The 23,066-nt window shown below is 65.6% G+C and carries 16 protein-coding genes; 10 read left to right on the forward strand and 6 right to left on the reverse strand.

Annotation, left to right across the window (positions count from 1 at the left end; genetic code table 11):
• Positions 1-160: 160 nt before the first annotated feature.
• Genes recD through recC form a run of 3 tightly spaced genes read right to left on the reverse strand, consistent with a single transcriptional unit; the run spans position 161 to position 9,179 of the window.
• Complete coding sequence (recD, locus tag XALGPE39_RS00185; protein WP_045726498.1) at positions 161-2,107, reverse strand: exodeoxyribonuclease V subunit alpha; 1,947 nt, start codon at positions 2,105-2,107, stop codon at positions 161-163.
• Entirely contained in the window at positions 2,104-5,772 is a 3,669-nt protein-coding gene (gene recB / locus XALGPE39_RS00190) for an exodeoxyribonuclease V subunit beta (protein WP_045726499.1), read from the reverse strand. Before recB ends, recD begins: the two co-directional genes overlap by 4 nt.
• The gene (recC, locus tag XALGPE39_RS00195; RefSeq protein ID WP_045726500.1) at positions 5,769-9,179 is read right to left on the reverse strand and encodes an exodeoxyribonuclease V subunit gamma; all 3,411 of its coding nucleotides are present in this window, start codon (positions 9,177-9,179) and stop codon (positions 5,769-5,771) included. The genes recB and recC overlap by 4 nt, the downstream gene beginning before the upstream one ends.
• Positions 9,180-9,424: 245 nt before the next feature.
• On the opposite strand from recC, the gene XALGPE39_RS00200 reads away from it, so the two are divergent.
• The 10 genes from XALGPE39_RS00200 to XALGPE39_RS00245 all read left to right on the forward strand — a co-directional run bounded on the left by XALGPE39_RS00200 (position 9,425) and on the right by XALGPE39_RS00245 (position 18,825).
• Positions 9,425-10,678 carry an efflux RND transporter periplasmic adaptor subunit gene (locus tag XALGPE39_RS00200; protein WP_045726501.1) on the forward strand — a complete coding sequence of 418 codons (1,254 nt, stop codon included), beginning with the start codon at positions 9,425-9,427 and terminating at the stop codon, positions 10,676-10,678.
• Positions 10,679-11,017: 339 nt separating this feature from the next.
• Positions 11,018-11,707: an ABC transporter ATP-binding protein gene (locus tag XALGPE39_RS00205; RefSeq protein WP_045726502.1), complete on the forward strand. Its 690-nt coding sequence runs from the start codon at positions 11,018-11,020 to the stop codon at positions 11,705-11,707.
• Between the two features lie 12 nt (positions 11,708-11,719).
• Positions 11,720-12,877 carry an FtsX-like permease family protein gene (locus XALGPE39_RS00210; RefSeq protein WP_045726503.1) on the forward strand — a complete coding sequence of 386 codons (1,158 nt, stop codon included), beginning with the start codon at positions 11,720-11,722 and terminating at the stop codon, positions 12,875-12,877.
• 12 nt (positions 12,878-12,889) lie between these two features.
• Positions 12,890-14,200, forward strand: coding sequence for an ABC transporter permease (locus XALGPE39_RS00215; RefSeq protein WP_045726504.1), 1,311 nt, complete (start codon positions 12,890-12,892; stop codon positions 14,198-14,200).
• Positions 14,201-14,616: 416 nt separating this feature from the next.
• Entirely contained in the window at positions 14,617-15,408 is a 792-nt protein-coding gene (locus tag XALGPE39_RS00220; protein ID WP_045726505.1) for an ATP-binding cassette domain-containing protein, read from the forward strand.
• Positions 15,408-16,157, forward strand: a complete 750-nt coding sequence (locus XALGPE39_RS00225) for an MlaE family lipid ABC transporter permease subunit (RefSeq protein ID WP_045726506.1) — start codon at positions 15,408-15,410, stop codon at positions 16,155-16,157. Before XALGPE39_RS00220 ends, XALGPE39_RS00225 begins: the two co-directional genes overlap by 1 nt.
• Before the next feature lie 106 nt (positions 16,158-16,263).
• A complete protein-coding gene (gene mlaD, locus XALGPE39_RS00230; protein WP_045726507.1) occupies positions 16,264-16,803 on the forward strand; it encodes an outer membrane lipid asymmetry maintenance protein MlaD in 540 nt (179 codons plus the stop codon).
• Entirely contained in the window at positions 16,800-17,462 is a 663-nt protein-coding gene (locus XALGPE39_RS00235) for an ABC transporter substrate-binding protein (protein ID WP_045726508.1), read from the forward strand. Before mlaD ends, XALGPE39_RS00235 begins: the two co-directional genes overlap by 4 nt.
• Positions 17,452-17,766 (forward strand): STAS domain-containing protein, encoded by a 315-nt coding sequence (locus XALGPE39_RS00240; protein WP_045726509.1) that lies wholly within the window; start codon positions 17,452-17,454, stop codon positions 17,764-17,766. Before XALGPE39_RS00235 ends, XALGPE39_RS00240 begins: the two co-directional genes overlap by 11 nt.
• Before the next feature lie 3 nt (positions 17,767-17,769).
• A complete protein-coding gene (locus XALGPE39_RS00245) occupies positions 17,770-18,825 on the forward strand; it encodes an MlaA family lipoprotein (protein ID WP_045726510.1) in 1,056 nt (351 codons plus the stop codon).
• Between the two features lie 244 nt (positions 18,826-19,069).
• Here the strand turns inward: XALGPE39_RS00245 and XALGPE39_RS00250 are convergent, their stop codons facing one another.
• From XALGPE39_RS00250 to uxaC, 3 genes are all read right to left on the reverse strand, one after another.
• Positions 19,070-19,612, reverse strand: a complete 543-nt coding sequence (locus XALGPE39_RS00250; RefSeq protein ID WP_045726511.1) for a glutathione peroxidase — start codon at positions 19,610-19,612, stop codon at positions 19,070-19,072.
• Positions 19,613-19,873: 261 nt separating this feature from the next.
• Complete coding sequence (gene rmuC, locus XALGPE39_RS00255) at positions 19,874-21,463, reverse strand: DNA recombination protein RmuC (protein ID WP_045728829.1); 1,590 nt, start codon at positions 21,461-21,463, stop codon at positions 19,874-19,876.
• A gap of 184 nt (positions 21,464-21,647) precedes the next feature.
• Entirely contained in the window at positions 21,648-23,066 is a 1,419-nt protein-coding gene (gene uxaC, locus XALGPE39_RS00260; protein WP_045726512.1) for a glucuronate isomerase, read from the reverse strand.

Here is a 23,066-nt window from a genome sequence, read left to right on the forward strand (position 1 = left end):
AAGTAAAGGATGCGAACACAATTGCGACATAATTCACACAATATGCATCATGGAATGAATGCGCCGATTCTAAAAAGCATCGCACCGTCGCGACCTGCCAGAATACAGGACAGGAGACAGAACGTATGCGCGTGTCCATCCTTGGGAGCGCTCAACCCGCTCAGAACAGCGCACCCTGCATCGGCCCGCCCATCGCGACAGGCGGGGACACGGGATGCGGTGGTAGTAATGGTTTCCCGCCCAACCGCCATGCCAATCCCGAAATGCGTACGGCATGCCGTGCCAGTGCGGTGCGCAGTAGTGGTTCGCTGGCGGCGATGTGCAGTGCGCGACGGGCGCGGGTAAGGCCGGTATAGACCAGCTCGCGGCTGAGCACGCGCGCGTCGCGGCTGGGCAGTTGCAGCCACACGGTGTCGAACTCGCTGCCCTGGGCCTTGTGCACGGTCATGGCGAAGGCGCTCTCGTGCGCGGGCAAGGCGGCGGGGTGGAAGCCACGCACCTGACCATCGCCGGTGCCGTCGAACCAGGCCACCAGCGTGCCTTGTGCGTCGTGCAGGCAAATCCCGACGTCGCCGTTGAACAGGCCGTGGCGGTAGCTGTTCTCCACGATCAGCAGCAAACGGCCATGGAACCAGGGCGATGCGGTGGCGATGCGGCGGTGACCGGCGCTCGTGTCGGCAAGCCGCTGTTCGATGCGTGCGTTGAGCGCGTGGGTGCCCTGCGGGCCGGCGCGCACGGCAGTGAGCAGGCGCAGGCGCGCAGCGGCGCGCAGCGCCTCGGCGGGGTCGTCGGCCTCACCCAACGCACGCCAGTGCGCGAGCAAGGCGTCGCCGCCAGCGATGAGCGGATCATCGAGACTGTCGTGGAAATGCACGCCGGCCAACGCGCCTTCGCGTAGCAGGTGCATGGTGGTGTCAGCGTCGCCAGTGCGCACGGCCTCGGCCAGGGGGGCCAGAGTAAAGTCCTGCGCCTGACGGTAGCCACGTCGCAAGTGCACACGATGTCCGACCAATCCGCCACGCTGCACGGCGACCGGATTGTGGCCAAGCAACGGCTGCAACGCGTGCGCGTCGGCGGGCTGCAAGGCATCGCCTGGGCCGGCGGCCTGCAGGATGGCGGCGAGGACGTCGCCGGCTTCCACCGAGGGCAACTGGTCGGCGTCGCCGAGCAGGATCAGTTGCGTACCATCGGCGACAGCCTCGACCAGCTTGCACATCAGCGGCAGATCGACCATCGAGGCTTCGTCCACCACAATCACCTCGAACGGCAGCGGGTTGTCCGCGTTATGCCGGAAACGCGGCGATTCGGGGATGACCCCGAGCAGGCGATGCAAGGTGCGAGCGCTGGCCGGCAACGCGTCAGCCAGGGCCGGATCGATGCCATCGGCGCACACGCGGGCCACGGCGTTGCGCAGGCTCTCGGCCATGCGCTCGGCGGCGCGGCCAGTGGGTGCGGCCAGGGCGATGCGGGGCACGGCCAAGCCCATGCTGTGTGACTGTGCGATGCGCAGCAGCAGCAGACGGGCGATGGTGGTGGTCTTGCCGGTCCCGGGGCCGCCGGTGACCAGCAGTAATGCGCGGCGCAGGGCGAGCGCGGCAGCCTGGGCCTGGCGGTCGGCAGAGGCGTCATTCCCGTTTGCTTGCGCGCTCGTTTCGGGAAACAACTGCGCGAACAGTGGTGCCAGTGCCGCCAAGTCGCCCGGTGGCGGCGGTTGCGCGGCGAGGCGGCGCAAGCCCAGGGCCAGGCGTCGTTCGTATTCGCGATAGCGGCGCAGATACAGCAGGCCGCGTTCCAGCACCAGTGGGCAATCGGCGGCGGCGGCGTCCTCGGGCATAGGCTGGGCGACCCAGCGCGAGGCAGTCAATGCGCGCATCCAGTCGTCCGCCGTGGGCAGCGGTGGCGCAGTGCCGTCGTGATGGTCGAGCAATGCGCTGGCGTGGGCCGGATCCAATCCGGCATGACCGCTGGCCACGGCCAACGAAGCCAGCGCGGCAGCGGCCAGCACCGCTGGCGCGGTGGTCGGCTCCAGCCGCTGCAAGCTCTGCGCGAAGGCCAGGTCGAGGCTACGCAGTGCGCCGGCACGTTGCAGGGCGTCGAACAGGGTCATGGTTCGCTTTCCACGGCAGTGTTGCCGGCGAACAACGCGTCCACGCCTTCCACCAGCGCCGGCTCGAAGCGCCAGGCATGTACGCCTGGCGATGGATCGCGCGCGGCGTCCAGGCCACGACAGAACAGGTAGCGCACGCCGCCGAAATCGCGCGCATAGGCGTAGCCGCTGCCGAGGCGGAAACGCAGCCAGCGGTGCAGTGCCACGGTGTAGATCAGTGCTTGCAGGGTGTATTCGCTGTGCGCCATCGCCGTCGCCATCGCGTCGGGGTCGTAACTTGGCAGGCGGTTGGATTTGTAGTCGAGCACGTACCAGCGCCCAGCATGGTGGTAGGTGAGGTCGATCAAGCCGGTCATCAGCCCTTCCAGCCGCTGCCGTGCGCCGAACGCCTGGCGCTCGCCAGCCACGCCGAAGCGATGCAGCAGCGTCAGCAGCGCATCGACCCGGGTCGGACGCATGGCGAAGTGGAATTCCATTTCGTTGCGTCGCTGGGTCTGTGGCAATGCGGCCAGGCAGATACCTTCGGGCAGCGGCACGGTGAGCGTATGGCCGACCAGGCTCGCGAGCACGGCGGTACCGTCGCCCCATTCGTCCTCGGCATAGCCACCGCGTTGCAGCGCTTGGAGGATGGCGCTTTCCTGCCCAAGCGGGGCCGGCTGCCCTGGCCGCCAATCGCGCCAGGCAGCGAAATCGCAGCGTTCGAACACCTCGTGCATGGCGACGCCGAAGCGATTGCCGATGAAGCGTCGGTCGACGATCTCCACCTCCATGGTGGTGCTGACCGTGTCGGCGGCGATTGGTTCGTCGCGACCGCCGCTGCTGGCGATAGTGGCGCTGGCCATCGGGTCGCTGCCGGCGTCGGCATTGGCCAATTGGGTGAAGCTATAGACCCACCATTCCGTCAGTAGCTTGCGTGTGGGCGTGCGTGCCGGCGGCACGTGCAGTGCCTCGGTCGGTGGCAGGCGCGGTGGATGCGTCGGCGGCAGATGGGTATCACGCACGAGGATCTCGGTACCGAGGCGCGATTGCAGCGCGTCCATGTCGCGGAGCATCGGTGCCAGCGCGGTTGCCTCGTGCCGGAAGAACGGGCCAGTGGCGATCCACAGAGCATGTTCGGCACGGGTCAGGCCGACGTAAAGCAGGCGCGCGTCTTCGGCACGCCGCGCATGTTCCCATGCGTGTTTGCTGGCTTCCCATTCCACTGCGTCGAGGTGTAACGGCCAATGCAGGCAGCGCTTGCCATCACGATGCACGATGACGCGCTCGCCTGGTTTCTGCGTCATGGGCTTCTGGCCGATGCCCACGTAAGGCAGAAATACCAGCGGATATTCCAGTCCCTTGGATTTGTGCAGGGTGATGATTTGCACACGCCGCGCATCCGATTCCAGTCGCAGCAGTTGGGTGTCGTCATTGGCGTTGGACGTGGCGATGCGGCGCGCGAGCCAGTCGACCAAGCCGTGTGGACCGAGCGCATGGGTGTGCGCTTCTTGCAGCAGTTCGGCCAGTTGCAGGTAGTTGGTCAGCCGACGCTCGCCGTCGATCAAAGCCAACACGCGCTGCCCGTGGACGGAGCCGAGATGCTCGATCAGCGCCAGCGGGCCACCGCGTTGCCAGCGTTCGCGCCAGTCCAACGCGTGCTGTTGCCAATGGCGATGCCGTTCGCCGTCGTGATCGAGCGCGGCAATCGCCGCCGCGTCCTCGCCGATCAGCACCGTGGCGAGTGCGGCGCGCAGGCGGCTATCGTCACCTGGATCGAGCAGGCTGTGCAGCAGTGTCATCAGCTCCAATGCTTCTTCGGTCGCAAACAGGCTCTGTTTTCCGGCCGCGACGGCGGGAATGCCCACCGCTGCGAGCGCCTGCTGGATGCGGGTGGCATCGCTGTGGTTGCGGACCAGCACGGCGATGTCGCCGGGCAGCACCGCACGGCCATCCACCAGCGCGGTGCCGGCACGACCGGCACCGAGCCAATCGCCAATCGCGGCAACACAGGCTGCGGTGCACAGCTCGCGCGCACGGCCTGCATTCCAAGGATTGGGTTTGCCTTTGTCGGACAAAGGCGGATCCGGTGCACGCCAGAGGGTGAGTGCCGGCGCGCAACGACCATCGCGTTGCAGGTCAGTGTCGGCACGTCGTCCACCGGACTGCACGGGGTGAAAGTCGATGCCATCGATCAAGAATGCCTGCGTGTAACCTGCTTGCTCGTAGAGCGCGTCGATTGCCGCCAGCAGCGCTGGGCGCGAGCGGAAGTTGTGATCCAGCGGCGGTGCCTGTTCGGCGCACGCGACCGCGGACAGATACGTGTGCACGTCGCCGCCACGAAAGCCATAGATGGCCTGTTTGGGATCGCCGATCAGAAACAACGCCGGTTCAAGGCCAATGGTTTGTGCAAGGTCGCTGACACCGAAGAGCGTGGAAAAGATCGCCCATTGACGTGCGTCGGTATCCTGAAATTCGTCCACCAACGCGATGGAATACTGCGCGCGCAGACTGCGCGCCAACCTTTCTGCGTGTGGACCGCCGAGCGCCCGCGCGAGACCATCGATGAGATCGTCGTAGGTCTGCACGCGCCGCTGCTGCTTGATTGCCGCGATGCGTGCGATGGCGGCCTCGCGCAGGGTGTGCAGTAATCGGATGCGACGCTCGGTTTGCCATTGCCGCACCTGTGCGTCGGCCTGTTGCCATGCCTCGAACGCATCGAACAGTGGCGAACGCGGGACGCGATCACGCGCGTCTTCCCGACAGAACGTGCTCAAGCGCGCGGGTAGTAGTTTGTCGAGATGACTGCCTGGGGCATCCAGTGTCCAATGCGCGTCTGCCCTGCCCTGCCACAACTGCTCGAAGGCCTTGTCGAAGCTCGGCCGTTTGACCAATTGACCGTTGAAAACTTTATCGTCGAACGCCGCGATGATCGCGGCGTAGGCGTCGTCGGCATGCGTGTGCATCGCGGCGATCAGCGCCTGTGCCGCCTGCGCGCGCGCTGCCGATGGATCTTGCGATATCTGCGCAGATGGCAATGGCAACAACATCGGGATATGGATCAGCGTGCGCAGATCGGCGGCGAGATCGTGCGGGCCACCTTTCCAGAGTGCTTCCAGATCCTCGGCGACGCTGGCATCGACGGCATGCGCGCGCCACAGGTCGGCGGCGACATCGCGCAGGAGTTCGCGCTCGTCGGTCAGCAACTGCGGCGCAGCGAAGGCCTGGCCGCTCTCCAGTGCATGCTCGCGCAGCGCCCGCGCGCAGAAGCCGTGGATAGTGAAGATCGCCGCCAGGTCGATGTCCTCCGCTGCCTGCTGCAGGCGGCGACGGAGCGCGGCAGGCGTTTCCTGGGTGGTGGCCAGGTGCGCCTGGAGCAATTGCCGGGTGAGGCGCACGTCGGGCGATTCTGTGGATGCTGGCATCTGCCGCGCCGCCGCCTCGGTTTCCTGCACCAATGTGGCGGCGAGGGTCAGGCGCTCGCGGATGCGCCGGCGCAGTTCCTGCGTGGCCGCTTCGGTGAAGGTGACGGCGAGGATCTGGCCCAGGCGCAGGCCGCGTTCGACCACCAAGCGGGTGAACAGCGTGGCCAGGGTGAAGGTCTTGCCGGTGCCGGCGCTGGCCTCGATCAGGCGCACGCCGTGCAGTGGCAGATGCAGATAAGGATCGCGATCGGAGGCGGTGCTCATTCGGCATCCTCCTGCGCGCCGTGCCAACGCTGCCAACTTTCGAGCAGATCCTTGGGGTCGAGTGCCTGGCCGGGATCGCCGCGTTCGAGCAGACCGAAGACACGCTGGCTGGTGTCGGCGAAGACGGCGAAGCGTTGTGGGTCGGCGAACGGATCGCGACCACGACCGACCAGACGCAGTTGCGGGCTATTGGCCTCGCTCCAGCCGAAGCCGGCTTGCCATTGCGCGGCGGCGTTCTTGATCGCCTTATCCAGATCGCCGCCGCGTGCGGCCTGGTAATACGCCCAACTGCTGTAAGGCGCGAACGCCAGCGGTGTCTGCTGGCCTTGGCGATACAGTCGCAGCAAGTCGGCCAGCGCCTGTTGCGCCTGGGTTGCTGATAGCGGCTCTGGATCCAGCGGATGTGGGCCGAGGCCGTCCTCGTGCTCGAAGAAGCGCACGAATGGCGTGTGTTCGCCAGCGGCACGCAGTAGCAGCCACTCCAGGCCATGGCGGATCGCACTGCGCCCGCTCAATGCGCCGATCTTGACCCGCCCGACTCCCGACGGGTACCAGTCCGAGAGACGGCCATGCAGTTCGGTGCCGTCGATGTGGACGTGCAGGCGCTGCGCTGGCAGTGGCGGTGTCGCGCCGCACCAGTGTGAAAACGCGTCCGCATAGGGGCGCAACTGGCGCAGGCAATGATCGAGCTGACGCCGCCCCAGTGGGCCGGAGGGCAACAGCGCGCGGGCACGCAGGCGTTCGTACAAGCCGTCGGTTGCTTCGCGCAGTACCGCCTCGAACACCTGTTGCTGCAAAACATATTTGTCCAGCCCGCGGCTGGGCGCCACCAGCGGTTCCAGGTCGCCGTCGGCCTGCGCTGGATCGGGCAGGCGCAGGCCCAGGCGTTGGCGCAGGAACTGCTCGGCGGGATCGATCAGCAAACGCCGCAGTTCGTCGATGGACAGCGCTGTCGGCGGTGCGTCATCGGCCACGACGGGCAGTGTCTCGGGGATCCACGACGGCAGCGGCTGGCGTTGCCCGATCAGGCTGTCCACCGCCGGTCGCCATTGTTGCAGGTAGCTGAAACGGCGCGGGTCGGCCGCCTCCGCAGCGATGGCGCCGAAGGCCGCTGCGGCGAACGGTTGTAATGGATGCCGCACCACCAGCGCCGTGGCCGCCGCCGGCTCGGCGTGGTAGTGCGCGGCGCAGGCCAGCAATTCGCTGACCAGTGGCGAAGGTTCACGGACGCTGCCATCGCGCGCATCGGCACCGAGATAGCTCAGATAGAACACGTCCTGCGCCGAAGCGAACAGTTGCAGGAACAGGAAGCGGTCGTCTTCGCGCGTGGAGCGGTCGCCGTGGCGGCGGCGCGCGGTCCCCAGTTCGGTAGTGAGCCGGTTGAGTCCGGCGGCTGGATCGCGGCGCGGGAAATCGCCATCGTTCATGCCGAGCAGGCAGATCGCGCGGAACGGCAGCAATCGCATCGGCACCATGCGGCCGATGCTGATACCGCCGGTGAGCAACGGTGCGCGGGTATCCGATTCGCCCAGGACGGCGGCAAAATGCGCGCGCACGACTTCGGCGGGCACTGCATCGGCGTACTCGGCGCGAGCGGCGTCGCGCGCGAACTGGTCGATCAGCGTGCGCAGCCGTTCCAGTGCGCGCTGTGCGCGTGGCGCCGATGGCGTCTGCGGCAATAAGGCGTCGAGCAGGGCGAGCAGGCATTCGCGCCACTGCGTCGGTGGCATTGGTTCGGCCAGCGCGGCGCGGTGGCGGTCGAGGACGCGCAGCAGCCGCAGCAGTGTATCCAGGGCGGTCAGCGCACTGCCTTCCAGTTGCGGCCATGGGGCGACGCCATCGATGTCGTCCTCGGCGCCGCTGGCGTGGCCGAGCAGCAGCCGATCCAGGGCGAAGCGCCAGGTGTAGGCATCGTCGGCCGGTGCCTGGTGCTGGTGTCGGTGCGCGGGGTCCAGGCCCCAACGCGCGCCGGCCGCGTGCAGCCAGTCGCGCAGGCGGTCCAGTCCGGCGGCGTCCAGCCCGGCGGCTTCGGCAATCGGTGCGCTGGCGATCAGGTCGAGGATTTCGTGCAGGCCGAAGCGCGCGATCGGCAGGCCGAGCAAGGCCAGGAACACCTCGGCTAACGGCTCACTGGCCAGTGGGCTGGCGTCGGCCAGGGTGTAGGGCAAGCTGTCACCGCCGCCGTGGCCGCCGAACACCGCATCTAGGTACGGCACATAGGGATCGATGTTCGGGGAAAGTACCGCGATCTCGCGCGGCTGCAGCGGGGGATCGAAACGCGCATCGTCCAGCAAGGCGCGCAACTGGTCGTGCAGCACCTGCAGTTCGCGCAGACGGGTATGGCAGGCGTGCACCTGTAGGCTGGGATCGTGCTGGTTCACTGTCGGCAATGTTGCCGGTGGTGTCGGTGCGCGGCGCTGGAACAGGTTGCTCTGCATCCGCCGCAGCAGGCTGTCGCCGAGGCCACCGTCGGCAAGTGGACGCTGGCCCGATTCGAGCGGATCGGCGTAGACCGCGATCTCGGCGAGCGGATGCACCACGTCGTAGTCGCCGATCAGGGCCATGAAGTCGCGCCCCGCCGCGCCCCAGGCTTGCAGCAGTGGATTTTCCTGTACTTGCTCGGCGAATAGGTCCACCGCCACGCCCGTCCGGCGTCGCTGCCAGAGGGTTTGCAGGTCGCCCCAGTAACCCTGCGTTGGCGTCGGCAGGTAGAAGTGCAGCGTGCCGACTCTGGCCTGAGTGGCCAGCACGCGCAGCACGTCTGGGGAGATATTGAGCACGGCGAAGGCGAACAGGCGCGGTGGCAAGCCCTGCGGCAGTGGACCGTCGGGCCGCGCGTAGCGGTCCAGGTACTGGCCGATGCGCCGCGCGCGGTAGGCGCGACCGCTGGCGATGCGGCGCCACAGTCGCGCCTGTACGTCGTCCGGATCGGCACCGGCCTCCCAACGTAGCAGCCAATCGCGGCGCCAAGCCTGGTATTTCTCGAACACGTTGCCCAGCTCGCTGGCCAGGGTCCATGGTTTGAGAGGATCGTTGTCGGCCAGGTAAGCAGCGAGCGGTGCCAGCGCCGGATCGGCGCCCAGGTCGCTGCGCAGCGTCGCGTACAGACGCCAGTGCAGGCTGGCCATGTCCAGGTCGTCGTCTGCGGCGCCGAGATTGCGCTCCAGCGCGTGTGCGACGAACTCGCCGGGAGTCAGGAATTGCAGATTCGCCGCGACCCCATGCGTGGCCGCCAGCGTGGACTGCAGCCAGCGCCGCATCGCCACTTGCGGGATCAACACCACTTCAGGTGCCAGCAGCGGTTGCTCCGGTATGGGTTGACGCAGCGCTTCGGCCAGCAGAGCGGCCAGGGTATCCAGCGCGTTGGACGGGTACAGTCGGAAATCGGGCGCGGACGTAACGTGCATGTTCCCGCTATTGTGCCGGATGGCTTGCGGTAACGCCGGTGGGCCATTGGTCTGCTCACACCGGTGATGGCGTACACGTGCGGCGTCAAGTCATCCGTGGCACGCAAGGCCGTGGGCTGAGTGATGGTGACCTGCCCCCACTACCCCGACGATACGCATCATGATGCTGTAGAGTCGCGTCGCAGGATTCGCCTCCAACTTAAATGACTTCCTAGAGCGTGACACGATCACGTTAACAGGTCTCAATGAACAACTCTGCCGATCTGCTGAAGGAACTGCGCATCGACCGTAAGGCCCCGTCCCGCGAATCGCCCTCGGGGCGCGGAGGGGGGATCGCCATCGCCACGCTCGTCGTCGTTATCGTGCTGCTGCTCGGTTTAGCCGCGTGGTGGTGGTGGCTGGGTCGGGCGCGGCCGCTGCAGGTGCGCACCGCACCGGTGGTGGCGATCAGCGCCGGCAACGCGTCGTCGTCGGTCCTTGATGCCAGCGGCTACGTGGTGGCGCGACGCATGGCCACGGTGTCGGCGCAGGTCACCGGCAAGGTGCTGCAGGTGATGATCGAGGAAGGCATGCGCGTGGAGGCCGGTCAGGTGATGGCCACGCTCGATCCGATCGAGACCAATGCGCAGCGCGAGGTCGGTGCCGCGCAACTCGCGGCGGCGCGCAGTCAGGTGCAGAACGTGCAGGCGCAGCTGGTCGTGGCCGAGGCCGATGCGACGCGGCTGCAGTCGCTGGTCGGCGAGCAACTGGTATCGCGTTCGCAGTACGATCAGGCGGTGTCGCAGCGCGATGCGCTGCGCGCGCAGTTGCAGGTGGCCCAGCGCAATGTCGCGGTCGCCACGCACGAGCTGTCGCTGTCAGACATCCACGTCGACTTCACCGTGGTCCGCGCGCCGTTTGCCGGCGTGGTCACTGCCAAGGCCGCGCAGCCGGGCGAGATCGTCTCGCCGTTGGCCACCGGCGGTTTCACCCGCACCGGCATCGGCACGATTGTCGACATGGATTCGCTGGAAGTGGAAGTGGAGGTCGGCGAGGCCTACATCGGCCGCGTGCAGCCGAAGATGCCGGCCGAAGTGATCCTCGACGCCTATCCAGACTGGCGCATCCCGGCCGAGGTGATCGCGATCATCCCGGCTGCCGACCGCGGCAAGGCCACGGTCAAGGTACGCGTGGCGCTTAAGGTCAAGGATGCACGCATCGTGCCGGACATGGGCGTGCGGGTGAGCTTCTTGGAAAAGGCCACGGCGCAGCAGCAGAACACGCCGAAGGGCGTGCGGGTACCGGTTGCGTCACTGCTGCAGCGTGACGGCACCAGCCGCGTTTTCGTCCTCGGCAACGACAACCACGTCGCCCTACGCGAGGTGAAGACCGGCATCGACATGGGCAGCGACAAGCAGGTGCTATCAGGTGTCTCCGTAGGCGACACGGTGGTCGTCGAGCCACCGCAGGCGTTGAAGGATGGAGATGCGGTGACGTTGTCCAGCGACGCACAGGAGTGAGTGCGCCGCGCGCGTAAGTGTGGTCTTCGTTTGAATGTTGCGTGGATTGGTTCTAGGTCGTGAGCGGCGTTGCTGTTGTTGCTGTCGAGCGCCCTGCCGAGTCCCCGTCTGTGGCGCTGGCCGGGGAATGCCGCTTCGTACCGGAATCGGGAAAATCCAAAGTGACAGCAACAACCACACTTGCTGCACTTGAACCTGCAAAGACAGTGGAGTCGCCGACGTTGATAGCCGCACGCCTGGCGACATGCATGACATGGAGACATACCGATCGCATCGCAATACCAGCCCCCCATCATTGATCTCGTTCACCCCACATCGAAACGCAGAGGATCCCACGCAATGACTGCCCTCGTTACCCTCCGCAACGTCACCAAGACCTACCAGCGCGGCCCCGAGAAGGTGCAGGTGCTGCATGGCATCGATCTGGAGATCGAGCGCGGCGACTTCGTCGCGCTGATGGGCCCATCCGGTTCGGGCAAGACCACACTGCTGAATCTGATCGGTGGACTCGACACGCCGTCAGGCGGCGAGATCGAGATCGAAGGCGAGCGCATCGACCGCATGAGCGGCGGTCAGTTGGCTACCTGGCGCAGCCATCATGTCGGCTTCGTGTTCCAGTTCTACAACCTGATGCCGATGCTCAACGCGCAGAAGAACGTCGAGCTGCCACTGCTGCTGACCAACCTCGGTGCAGCGCAGCGCAGGCGCCATGCCGAAATCGCGTTGACGCTGGTCGGCCTCGATGAGCGCCGCAGCCACAAGCCCAGCGAATTGTCCGGCGGCCAGCAGCAGCGCGTGGCGATCGCGCGGGCCATCGTCTCCGACCCCACCTTCCTGATCTGCGACGAGCCCACCGGTGACCTCGACCGCCACAACGCCGAGGAGATCCTCAAGCTGCTGCAGCAGCTCAACCGCGAGCACGGCAAGACCATCATCATGGTCACCCACGATCCCAAGGCCGCCGAGTACGCCTCGCATACCGTGCATCTGGACAAGGGCGAGCTGGCCGACGCACTGGTCGCTGACTAACCGGAGACGACGATGAAATACTTCTCGCTCGTATGGGCGCAGCTGTTCCGCAGCAAGACGCGGACGCTGCTGACCCTGCTATCGGTGGTCGCTGCATTCCTGTTGTTCGGGATGCTCGATTCGGTGCGTGTGGCGTTCAATTCCGGCGGCAGCATCGAAGGCGTCAACCGCCTGGTGGTGACCTCGCGCCTGTCGATCACCCAGTCGCTGCCGATCCGCCTGGGTACGCAGATCCGCGAGGTAGCCGGGGTGCGCGATGTGACCTCGGCGATGTGGTTCGGTGGCATCTATAAGGATCCGAAGAACTTCTTCGCCAACTCCTCGGTGGCTCCGAACTACTTTGACGTCTACCGTGAACTACAGATTCCTCCGGAACAGCTGAAGGCGTTCCATGCCACGCGCACCGGCGCGATCGTTGGCGAATCGCTGGCCAAAGAGTTCGGCTGGAAGCTCGGCGACACCATCCCACTGCAGGCGACGCTCTTCCCACGCGGCGGCAGCAATAACTGGCCGCTGCAACTGGTCGGCATCTTCCGCTCCAAGGACCGCACGCTGGCTGCCAACGAGGAACGCCAGCTGATGATGAATTGGAAGTACTTCGACGAATCCAACGACTACATCAAGAACAAGGTCAGCTGGTACACGGTGACGCTGGACAACCCCGACCATGCCTCGCGCGTGGCGCAGGCGATCGATGCGATCTCGGCCAACTCCGATCATGAGACCAAGAGCCAGACCGAGTCGGCATTTCAACAGGCCTTCGTCAAGCAGTTCGCCGACATCGGCATGATCGTCACCTCGATCATGGGCGCGGTGTTCTTCACTCTGCTGCTGCTGACCGGCAACACCATGGCCCAGGCGGTACGCGAGCGCATCCCGGAACTGGCGACGCTGAAGACGCTCGGCTTCAAGGACGGCACGATGCTGGCCTTGGTGATAGTCGAATCGGTGCTGCTGATCGGGCTCGGTGGTGCGATCGGACTGGGTCTTGCGGCGCTGATCCTGCCGGGGCTGGCGTCCAAGTCGAGGGGCATGCTGCCTCCGAACGTGCCACTGCAAACCTGGCTGGTCGGTGCCGGGCTGATCGTGGTGATCGGCGTGGTGGTTGGCGTGCTGCCGGCGCTACGCGCGAAGCGTCTGAAGATCGTCGATGCCCTGGCTGGACGCTGAGAGGAGATCGACATGAAAAAGCATTGGTTGGGCAACGCGCTGTCGATCCTGCTGCTGGTGGTGGGCCTGGGCGTGTGGATCGCGCTGCCATGGATTGGCGTGCTGGCGGTGGCTGTGGCGCTAATGCTGTGGCTGCTGCTGACCCGCAGCGGCCGGCTATCGCTGGCTGCCGCGCGCATCGGTATCGCCAGCCTTCCGCAGCGCTGGGGCGCGAGTTCGGTGATCGTGGTCGGCATCGCCGGTGTGGTCGGCGTGCTGGTGGCGATGTTGGCGATGGGACGCGGTTTTGAAGTCACGCTCAACAGCACTGGCGACGACACCACGGCGATCGTGCTGCGCGGTGGTTCGCAGGCGGAGACCAACTCGGTCATCACCCGCGACCTAGTGCCGCTGATCGGCGCGCTGCCCGGCATCGCCAAGGACGTGCAGGGTCGCGCGATGATCTCGCCGGAGCTGTCGCAGGTGGTCAACCTGGTTTCCAAGTCCGACGGCACCGACGCGAACGCGCAGTTCCGCGGCGTCGGCGAGCAGGGCTGGGCGGTGCACGACAAGGTTAAGATCGTCGATGGCCGGCGCTTCGGCACCGGCCTGCGCGAGATCGTGGTCGGCAAGGGCGCGCAGAACCAGTTCCGCGGGCTGGATGTCGGCAGGACGCTGAGCCTGGGCAACCAGACCTGGACCGTGGTCGGCGTGTTCGCCTCCGGCGATGCGCACGATTCGGAGCTGTGGACCGATGCGCAGACCCTGGCCAGCACCTACCAGCGCAGCGCCTGGCAGTCGATCAGCGCGCGCACCGAGGGCAAGGCCGGCTTCGACCGGTTCAAGGCCGCGATGGCCGCCGACCCACGGCTCAAGCTCGACGTCGACACCACACGCAGCTACTACGGCAAGCAGGGCGGCGGGCTGAGCAAGCTGATCGGCATCCTCGGCACGGTGATCGGCGCGATCATGGCGGTCGGTGCGGTGTTCGGTGCACTCAACACCATGTACGCGGCGGTGGCCACGCGTGCACGGGAGATTGCCACGATGCGTGCGCTTGGCTTCCGCAGTACGCCGGTGGTGATGGCGGTGATGCTGGAGACAATGCTGCTGGCGCTGCTCGGCGGCGTGCTGGGTGGCGCGATCGCCTGGGCGGTGTTCAACGGCTACAGCGTGTCCACACTGGGCAGCAACTTCAGCCAGGTGGTGTTCCAGTTCAAGGTCTCGCCGGAGTTGCTGTGGAGCGGGCTGAAGTGGGCGCTGGGAATCGGGCTGGTCGGCGGCCTGTTTCCAGCCCTGCGCGCGGCACGGCTGCCGATCACCACCGCCCTGCGCGAGGTATGAGGTGTAGCCCTCATCCGCCATTCGGACCCTCATTGCGCTGCGGATAGTTCTTGAGTGCCTCTACGACTCAACTCGTCCTGGTTTCATTCTCGTGGACGCGAGAATAGGAGATTCCACTTCCGATGGCGTCCAGCCCGGCGGCCTCGGCGATCAGTGCGCTTGGGATCATGTAGAGGATTTCGTGTAGGCCGAAGCGCGCGATCGGCATTGTGCCGGATACGTTGCGGCAACGCCGGGGGCGACTGGACACGTGGCGGCATCGCGACCGCAACCAAGCCAATCCCTGCTGACACATTTACATGCCCACTGCGCCGGGCACAAACCGAAGTGAGCGATGCGACAATACTGCACGAGCTAGTTCGGTTAAGTTCAGCCGAGCGGATCAATCCTACGTTGTATTTTCGTTAAAGGTCGCGATGGCGTCTTCCGAATCCAATTTGGTGCAGTTGTCGGGCGTGCGGATCGACCGTGGTGGTCGCGCGATCCTGCGCGACGTGTCGCTGACCGTGCCGCAGGGCAGCATCACCGCCGTGCTCGGCCCGTCCGGCAGTGGCAAGTCGACCCTGCTGGCGGCGCTCACCGGTGAGTTGGTGCCGGCGGCGGGCACGCTTCGGGTATTCGGCCAACCCCTGCCGCGCAGCAGTCGCGCGCTGCGCGAAACGCGCAAAAGCATTGGTGTGCTGTTGCAGGGCAACGGCCTGCTGACCGACCTGACCGTGGCCGAGAACGTGGCGCTGCCGCTGCGTGCCCACACCCGCCTGCCTGAGCCGGTCCTGCAACGCCTGGTGGCGTTGAAGCTGCACGCGGTGGGCCTGCTCGCCGCCGCCGAGGCATGGCCGCGCGAGTTGTCCGGCGGCATGGCGCGGCGTGTGGCGCTGGCCCGGGCGCTGGCACTGGACCCGCCGTTGATGATCTACGACGAACCGCTGACCGGGCTGGACCCGATTGCTTCGGGCGTCATCATGAGCCTGATTCAGCGGCTCAATGCCACGCTCGGTTTGACCAGCATCATTGTCAGCCATCACGTCCACGAGACTTTGCCGATCTGCGACCAGGCGGTGGCCATCGCCAATGGCGGCGTGGTCTTCGCTGGTACGCCGCAGGCGTTGCAGGCCAGCGCCGATCCGTTGCTGCAACAGTTCTTGCACGGTCGCCCGGATGGTCCGATCCCGTTCGATGCGCCGCAGCGTGCGCGGAGTGCCGCCTGATGGCCATGCTCGCCTCGATCCGCGCCCTGGGCCGCGCCGGGCTGTTCTTCTTGACCGTGCTGCGCGGCTCGTTGCCGACCCGCGATCTGCTGGCCGAGTTGGTCCGCGAAATCTACAAGATCGGGGCGCGTTCGCTGCCGATCATCGCTGTCGGCGGTGCCTTCGTCGGCCTGGTGCTGACCCTGCAGGGGTACCGCACCCTGACCACCTATGGCGCCTCCGATGCCTTGTCCACCCTGCTCGGCCTGTCGCTCTACCGCGAACTGGCGCCCGTGCTCACTGCCCTGCTGTTCATTGGCCGTGCCGGCAGCTCGATTGCCGCCGAACTGGGCCTGATGCGTGCCACCGACCAGATCAAGGCGCTGGAGCTGATGGCGATCGACCCGGTGGCCAAGGCGGTGGCGCCACGCTTCTGGGCGGCGGTGCTGACGGTACCGCTGCTGACCGGCATCTTCTGCTCGTTGGCGATCAGCGCCAGCTACTTCGAGGCGATTGGGGCACTCGGGCTGGATCGCGGTACCTTTTGGTCGGCGTTGTCCAGTAGTGTGGATTTCTGGGCCGACTTCGGCGTGGCGATGCTCAAGTCGGCGGTGTTCGGTGGTACGGCGGCACTGGTGGCGGCCTACGTGGGGTTCCATGCTGAGCCGACCATCGAGGGCACCTCGGTGGCGACCACTCGTGCAGTGGTCAATGCCTCGTTGCTGGTGCTGATGTTCAATTTCGTCATGTCGGCGTTGCTGTTCCGTTAGGTGGCGCCAGCGCGGGGCTGGCTGGTGGCTGGTCCTGTTATGGCATGAGTTCAGCGGTCGCGGCACTGTCGCCGCGGCCAGATCGAATCAATGAGGTAGATACGTTATGGCTCTGCGTGGTCCCCGTCTCGAGTTCGCCGTCGGCGCCTTCCTGCTGCTGGGCTTGGCCTCGCTGCTGGTGTTGGCGATCGCCTCCACCAACCGGCAATGGGGGTTCGGCGGCGACCGCTATGCACTGATCGCCCGCTTCTCCCAGATCGGCCAACTGCGCGCGCAGGCGCCGGTGAAGATCGGTGGCGTTATCATCGGTCAGGTTGCCAAGATCGATCTGGACCCAACCAAGTTCGACTCGGTGGTCACCCTGTCCATCGACGATAAGTACAAGGATCTGCCCGCCGATACTTCCGCCGCCATTCTCACCAGCGGCCTGCTGGGCGAGAGCTACGTTGGCTTGCAACCCGGTGGCGACCCGGACACGCTCAAGCCCGGACAGGAAATCGCTTTCACCCAACCGGCGGTGGATCTGATTCAACTCGTGGGTAAATACATGTTCGGCGGTGGCAGTGGCGGTGACAAGACCGCAACGCCCGCTGCCGCACCCTCAGCCGCCGGCACCACCTCGCCCTCTAAGGAACACCAGCAATGACGATCAAACTGCTTTCCGTCGCTCTCGCCGCTGCGTTTGCAATGGCCGCGCCCAGCGCCGTGCTGGCCCAGACCGCCGCTGCCACCGCTCCGAGCGCCTCGACCGCCAGCAAAGTCGTGATCGAGAACAGCACCCGCATCTTGACCACGCTGGAACAGCGCCGTGCCGAGTTCAAGAGCAATAGCGGCGCGTTGCGCCAGTTCATCGACAGCGAATTGAACAAGTCCTTCGACCGCGATTACGCCGCGCGTCTGGTGCTGGGCGTGCATGGCCGCGGCGCCTCCGATGCCGACGTCAAGCTGTTCGCCGATGCGATGGCCGACAACCTGATGCAGCGCTACGGCAGCGCGCTGCTGAACTTCGAAGGTAAGCCGCAGGTGCAGGTCAAGTCCGAAGCGCCGTTGCCGGGCGGCCGTGGTGTCAAAGTCTCCACCGAACTGGTGCGCGGCAGCGGCGATCCGGTGCCGGTGGACTACCTGATGCGCAACACGAGTGGCACCTGGAAGATCTTCGACGTGATGGTGGAAGGCGTGTCCTACGTGCAGACCTTCCGCAACCAATTCGATACTCCGCTGCGTAACAAGTCCATTGCCGAAGTCGCGGCTGAACTGCGCAACGGCACGCTGCAGGCAGCACCGGCGAGCAACAGTGGCAAGTGAGCCGCAACTGCGTCGCGATGGTGACACGCTCGCGTTGAGCGGCGTGCTTGACCGCGCCGCGGCCACCGCGCTGTGGCCAGCGGCGTTGCGCCAGCTCTCTGGCGCGCGCGCGCTGGATCTGCGCGCCGTGTCGCGGGTGGATAGCGCCGGCCTGGCGTTGCTGGCCGAACTCGCCGCGCGCATGCGCACCCAAGGTCAGGCCGAGGTCGCCATCCACGGCGACCCTGCCGGCCTGACCGAACTAAGCGCGGCCTACCGGCTGGCTTCGACCCTGGATTTCCATTCACCACCGGCGGCAAGCTGACACATGAACGTGCTGCGTATCCTCACTTCTTTGGTATTGACCCTGGTTGTCGCGCTGAATGCCTGCGCCAGCACTTCCACGCCTCCATCCCCGGTCGCCGCATCTGCGGACCCATCCACGCCGCCTCCGGCCACGGATAGCAGCACCACGGCGTCCACCATGCCAGCGGCCACGGACAGCGCGCCAGCAAGCAGCCCCCAGGCCGTTGCCAGCGGCGCTGCTTCGACGGGCACGCAGCGAGGTGCGCCTACCTCGGCCGAGGACGACTACGCTGCGTTGTATGCCAGCGACCCCAACAACCAGGTGGCCGACGCGACCCTGCCCGACGGCACATCCGTGCAGAGCTACGATCCCTGGGAAAAGTTCAACCGCAAGGTGCATGCGTTCAACAACGTGGTGGACCACGCGGTGGCGCGGCCGCTGGCGCGGACATACGTGAATGTGGTGCCACAGCCGGCGCGCCTGGGTGTGACCAACTTCTTCAACAACCTTGGCTCGCCGCTGACCATGGTCAACCAGGTGTTACAGGGTCATCCGCTACAAGCCGGGCAGACCCTGAGCCGGTTCGTCATCAACAGCACGTTGGGTATCGGCGGCATCCTCGATCCGGCCACCGACGCCAAGTTGCCGCGTCGCACCGAGGATTTCGGCCAGACCTTTGGTGTCTGGGGCTGGCGCCGTTCGCGTTACGTGGAATTGCCGTTTTTCGGTCCGCGCACCGTGCGCGACGTCTTTGGCCTGGCGGCTGACACGTCGCTGTCGCCATTGCAGCAGATCGAAGATGACCGCGTGCGGATCGGGCTGCAGGGTCTGCAACTCGTGGACATCCGCGCGCAATTGCTGCCGCTGGACAGCATGCGCGATCAGGCGCCGGACGAGTACCAGCTCACCCGCGACGCCTGGCTGCAGCGTCGCAACTATCAGATCGAAAACGATCTGCGTCGCCCTCACCATGGCGAGGACAAGGATCTGCCCGACTACCTACGCGAGGAGGACAAGAATCCGACGGTGCCGGCGGACGCGATGCCGATGTTGCAATGGCATGGCGGTACTCGTTGACGTCAACGCAAGTGCAGCAGCATAAAAACCCCCGGTTACGCCGGGGGTTTTTTATCGATGCAATAGAGCGGTTTCCCCGCCGATGGGATGCTTGCCGAATTGCTCGGGATGCGATCCGTAGGCGTTGTGTTCAATCACGCCGCGCAGCGGTTGCAAGAGTTGTCGATGCCGCCGTGCTCGCTTTCCGACGACCAGACGTGCTCGTCTCCCCTGCCCTGGCTTGAGGCAGCACGCGTCGCCGCGTTTATCCCAGTGCGGCGTCGATCGCTGCACGCAGGCGTGGAGCGTCGGCGCTTACATCGGGAGCGAAACGGCCGCAGACCCGACCATCGCGGCCGACCAGGAATTTTTCGAAATTCCATAGCACGCCTGGTGCTGGATTTGGTTCGATCCCGTAGCCTGCGAGTTTCTCGCGCATCGGACCTTCGCCCTCGGCTTGTGGTTGTGCCTGGATCAACGCGCGATACAGCGGATGTGTCGCCTCGCCGGTGACGGCGATCTTGGCGAACATCGGAAAGGTGACATCGTAGGTGAGCTGACAGAATTGCTGGATCTGCGCTTCATCGCCCGGTTCCTGGCCTTTGAAGTCGTTGGCCGGGAAGCCGAGGACTTCCAGCCCAGCGGCGCGCTTGTCGCGATACAGGGCTTCCAGTCCGGCGTACTGCGGGGTCAGCCCGCACTTGGAGGCGACGTTGACGATCAACAACACGTTGCCGCGATAGTCGGCGAGCGTGGCCGGTTGGCCGTCGATGCGGGTCAGCGGGATGTCGTAGAGCGAGAGGGACATGGGGACGCCTCGGGCGATAAGGAGTGCCAGCATAGTCGCTGTCAACGGCGGCTGTGTCGGGTCGCTTCTACCGATCTATTGGCAACCGTTGCAGCGGATCCGGGCAAACTGCGGTGACGGCGTAGAGTGGCTAACAACCTCGCCACTGGCTATCGAGTGGGCGCGAACAGCGCGCAGGGACCGCAGTAGAGCGGGGATATAAAGATTCCGAGCATTGCTCGCGCCCATCCGGCGGCGCTGCCGTCGTTTTGTTGGCTACGCTTACTCCGGCGCGTCGGCTGCGGCGTCCTCCGCATCGGCCTCGTCCAGTGGTAGGGACAGTTCCAGCAGCTGCGTGGCCTGGGCGTCGGTCAGCGTCTCCACCCCGCGCAGGCGACGCTCGATGGTGCGGGTCTTGCGGCTGGCCTCGCCCAGGCTCTTGCCGACGGTGTTGATCTGCTTCTCGGCTTTTTCCAGGATGCCGGCGAACTTGCCGAACTCGCTTTTGACCGCCGCCAGCACGCCCCAGACTTCGCTGGAGCGCTTCTCGATGGCCAAGGTACGAAAGCCCATCTGCAGGCTGTTGAGCAGCGCGGTGACGGTGGTCGGACCGGCGATGACGATGCGGTGCTCGCGCTGTAATGCATCGGCCAGCCCGGGCCGACGCAGGGTTTCCGCATACAGTCCTTCGGTTGGTAGGAACATCACCGCGAAATCGGTGGTGTGCGGCGGTGCGATGTATTTATCGCTGATCGATTTGGCTTGCACCCGGATCGCGCGTTCCAACTGCGCGCCCATCAATTGCGCCTGTTCCGCATCGCCGCGTTCTTGTGCATCGAGCAGCCGCTCATAGTCCTCGCGCGGAAACTTCGCGTCCATCGGCAACCACACCGGGGTGTCTTCGTGGCCACGGCCGGGCAGGCGCACGGCGAAGTCCACCACTTCGCTGCGCTCGGGGCGGATCCGCACGTTGCGCGCGTATTGCTCCTGGGTCAGTGTCTGCTCCAGGATGTTGTCCAGTTGCACCTCGCCCCAGCCGCCACGGTCTTTGACGTTGCTCAGCACGCGCTTGAGGTCGCCGACGCCGGTGGCCAATTGCTGCATCTCGCCGAGCCCGCGCTGGACCTGCTCCAGTCGCTCGGAAACCAGCTTGAACGAGGCATCCAGGCGGGTATTGAGGGTGGTTTGCAGTTTCTCGTCGACGGTGCCGCGCATCTGTTCCAGCTTGAGGGCGTTGTCGGCTTGCAGTTCCTTCAGTCGTTCCTCCAGGGTGCCGCGCATCTCGCTTAAGCGTTGCTCGTTACGCTGGACCAGCTCCCCCATGCGCAAGCCCAGCGCATCGGCAAAACGCTGCTGTGCATCTGCGCCCTCCTGGCGGCCCTTGCGGGCGTCTTCGATCAAGGTTTCGCGTAGCGCGGTTAGCTGCGCGTCGATGCGGGCGATCAGCTCGGCCTGCTGCTGGCCGAACTGTTGCATGCGCGCATCCTGCTGTTGGCCGAACCCATCGAGTTGTTGGCGCATCTCCAGCAAACGTTGGTTGAGCGATTCGGCCAGGCGCTGCTGCGCTTGGCTCGTCTCGACACGGCCACGCCGCGCGTCCTCGCTCAGGGTTTCGCGCAGCAGGTCCAGACGCTGGTCGGTGCGGGTGGAAAGTTCGGCCAGATGACGCGCGAAGCTCTCGCTGCGCGCATCCTGTTGCCGTGCCAGGCTGTCGAGCTGCTCGCGCAGTTCACTGCGACCGTTGCGCTGTTCCTCGCGCAAGCTTGCTTCCAGTCCGGCATGCGTGCTCCGGCGCAATAGCGTCGCCAACAGCAAGGCAATGACGGCGCACAACAGGCCGGCGAGGATCAAGAAATGGACATCGTTCTGCATGTCGGCAGTGTAGCCGGCCACATCGCAAAGACGGCGCTCTCCGCGTGCGGGGCGGGACGATGACGGCACGAACGATGAATGCCGATCCGCCGGTGGCGCGTGCCCAGTAAACGCTTTCCCTGTGTCTTGCTAGCTCACCGCTCAGTATCCAGGCGTTGAGAATTGCGTACCTGTACAGCGATGTTCACAGCCGATAGGCACGCTTCGGTAGCCTGTAGGCCAGATCGATGCCCACTTCCACCGCTTCGTCCTCTTCGAGTCGGTGCTCGGCGACCAGCTTGGCCAGGAATGCGCAGTCGACGCGACGAGCGACGTCGTGCCGTGCCGGGATCGACAAGAACGCGCGGGTGTCGTCGTTGAAGCCTACCGTGTTGTAGAAGCCCGCGCTGCTCAGGGTCTGCTCGCGGAAACGCCACATTCCCTCTGGCGCATCGTGAAACCACCATGCCGGCCCGAGCAGCAACGCCGGATAGTGCCCGGCCAAGGGTGCTAGTTCGCGCGCATAGGTGCTCTCGTCCAGGGTGAACAGGATCAGGGTGAAGCCTGGCGTGTTGCCGAAGCGGTCCAGCAGTGGTTTGAGTGCGTGGACGTAGTCGGTGCGCACGGGCAGGTCGGCGCCTTTGTCGCGGCCGTAGCGCGCAAACAATGTGCGGTTGTGGTTGCGGAAGCAGCCTGGGTGCAATTGCATGACCAGGCCATCGTCCACGCTCATGGCCGCCATCTCGGTCAGCATGTGTGCGCGAAACAGTTCTGCATCGGCAGCACTGGCGGTGCCAGCGACCACGCGTGCGAACAGGCGTGCCGCCTCGACGGCCGGCAGATTGGCGGTGGCGGCGCTGGGATGACCGTGATCGGTGGACGTCGCGCCCATCTGTGCGAAGAACGCGCGGCGCTGACGATGTGCGCGCAGGTAGCCGTCCCAGGTATAGACGTCCTCGCCGGTCAATTCGCCGAAGCGCCGCAGCGCCGCAGGGAACTGTTCGTGCTCCGGGTCGATGACCGGGTCCGGCCGGTAGCTGGTGATGACTCGCCCGCCCCAGCCGCTGGCGCGAATCGTGGCGTGATGGTGTAGCGGGTCCAATGGCGATTCGGTGGTGGCGATCACTTCGATACCGAAGCGTTCGAACAACGCGCGTGGCTGAAATGCAGGCGTCTGCAGCGCCTCGCCGATGCTGTCGTAGTACAGATCGGCACTGTCTGCGTCCAGCCGCACACGCAAACCGAAGACGGCGTGGAAAACATGGTTCAGCCACAGTGCCGAGGGCGTGCCGCGCAGCAGGTAAAAGTGTTCGGCGAACACTCGCCAGGCGTTACGCGGATCCACCGCAGCACGACTGCCATCGGCACGCGGGATACCCAGCCCATCCAGGTCCACCCCCTGGCTGTAGAGCATGCGGAACACGTAGTGGTCCGGCACCAACAGGAGTTCGGTGGCGTTGGCGAATGGCGCATTCTCTGCGAACCAGGCCGGATCGGTGTGCCCATGCGGGCTGACGATCGGCAGAGCCGCAACCTGAGCATACAGGCGTCGTGCGATCGCCTGCATGCTCGGATCGGCAGGAAACAGTCGGTTCGGATGCAGAAATAACGTGGGTGAGGGCAT

Origin of the sequence: Xanthomonas sp. GPE 39 (genome assembly GCF_000963005.1) — a bacterium.
Taxonomy (GTDB): domain Bacteria; phylum Pseudomonadota; class Gammaproteobacteria; order Xanthomonadales; family Xanthomonadaceae; genus Xanthomonas_A.

Bases quoted from the DNA above. Each gene is read 5' to 3' on its own strand.
- XALGPE39_RS00250 (WP_045726511.1), bottom strand. From the start codon at position 19,612: ATGTCCCTCTCGCTCTACGACATCCCGCTGACCCGCATCGACGGCCAA.
- rmuC (WP_045728829.1), bottom strand. From the start codon at position 21,463: ATGCAGAACGATGTCCATTTCTTGATCCTCGCCGGCCTGTTGTGCGCC.
- XALGPE39_RS00225 (WP_045726506.1), top strand. From the start codon at position 15,408: ATGGCCATGCTCGCCTCGATCCGCGCCCTGGGCCGCGCCGGGCTGTTC.
- XALGPE39_RS00245 (WP_045726510.1), top strand. From the start codon at position 17,770: ATGAACGTGCTGCGTATCCTCACTTCTTTGGTATTGACCCTGGTTGTC.
- recD (WP_045726498.1), bottom strand. From the start codon at position 2,107: ATGACCCTGTTCGACGCCCTGCAACGTGCCGGCGCACTGCGTAGCCTC.
- XALGPE39_RS00210 (WP_045726503.1), top strand. From the start codon at position 11,720: ATGAAATACTTCTCGCTCGTATGGGCGCAGCTGTTCCGCAGCAAGACG.
- XALGPE39_RS00235 (WP_045726508.1), top strand. From the start codon at position 16,800: ATGACGATCAAACTGCTTTCCGTCGCTCTCGCCGCTGCGTTTGCAATG.
- XALGPE39_RS00220 (WP_045726505.1), top strand. From the start codon at position 14,617: ATGGCGTCTTCCGAATCCAATTTGGTGCAGTTGTCGGGCGTGCGGATC.
- mlaD (WP_045726507.1), top strand. From the start codon at position 16,264: ATGGCTCTGCGTGGTCCCCGTCTCGAGTTCGCCGTCGGCGCCTTCCTG.
- XALGPE39_RS00205 (WP_045726502.1), top strand. From the start codon at position 11,018: ATGACTGCCCTCGTTACCCTCCGCAACGTCACCAAGACCTACCAGCGC.
- recB (WP_045726499.1), bottom strand. From the start codon at position 5,772: ATGAGCACCGCCTCCGATCGCGATCCTTATCTGCATCTGCCACTGCAC.
- XALGPE39_RS00200 (WP_045726501.1), top strand. From the start codon at position 9,425: ATGAACAACTCTGCCGATCTGCTGAAGGAACTGCGCATCGACCGTAAG.
- XALGPE39_RS00215 (WP_045726504.1), top strand. From the start codon at position 12,890: ATGAAAAAGCATTGGTTGGGCAACGCGCTGTCGATCCTGCTGCTGGTG.
- uxaC (WP_045726512.1), bottom strand. From the start codon at position 23,066: ATGCCCTCACCCACGTTATTTCTGCATCCGAACCGACTGTTTCCTGCC.
- recC (WP_045726500.1), bottom strand. From the start codon at position 9,179: ATGCACGTTACGTCCGCGCCCGATTTCCGACTGTACCCGTCCAACGCG.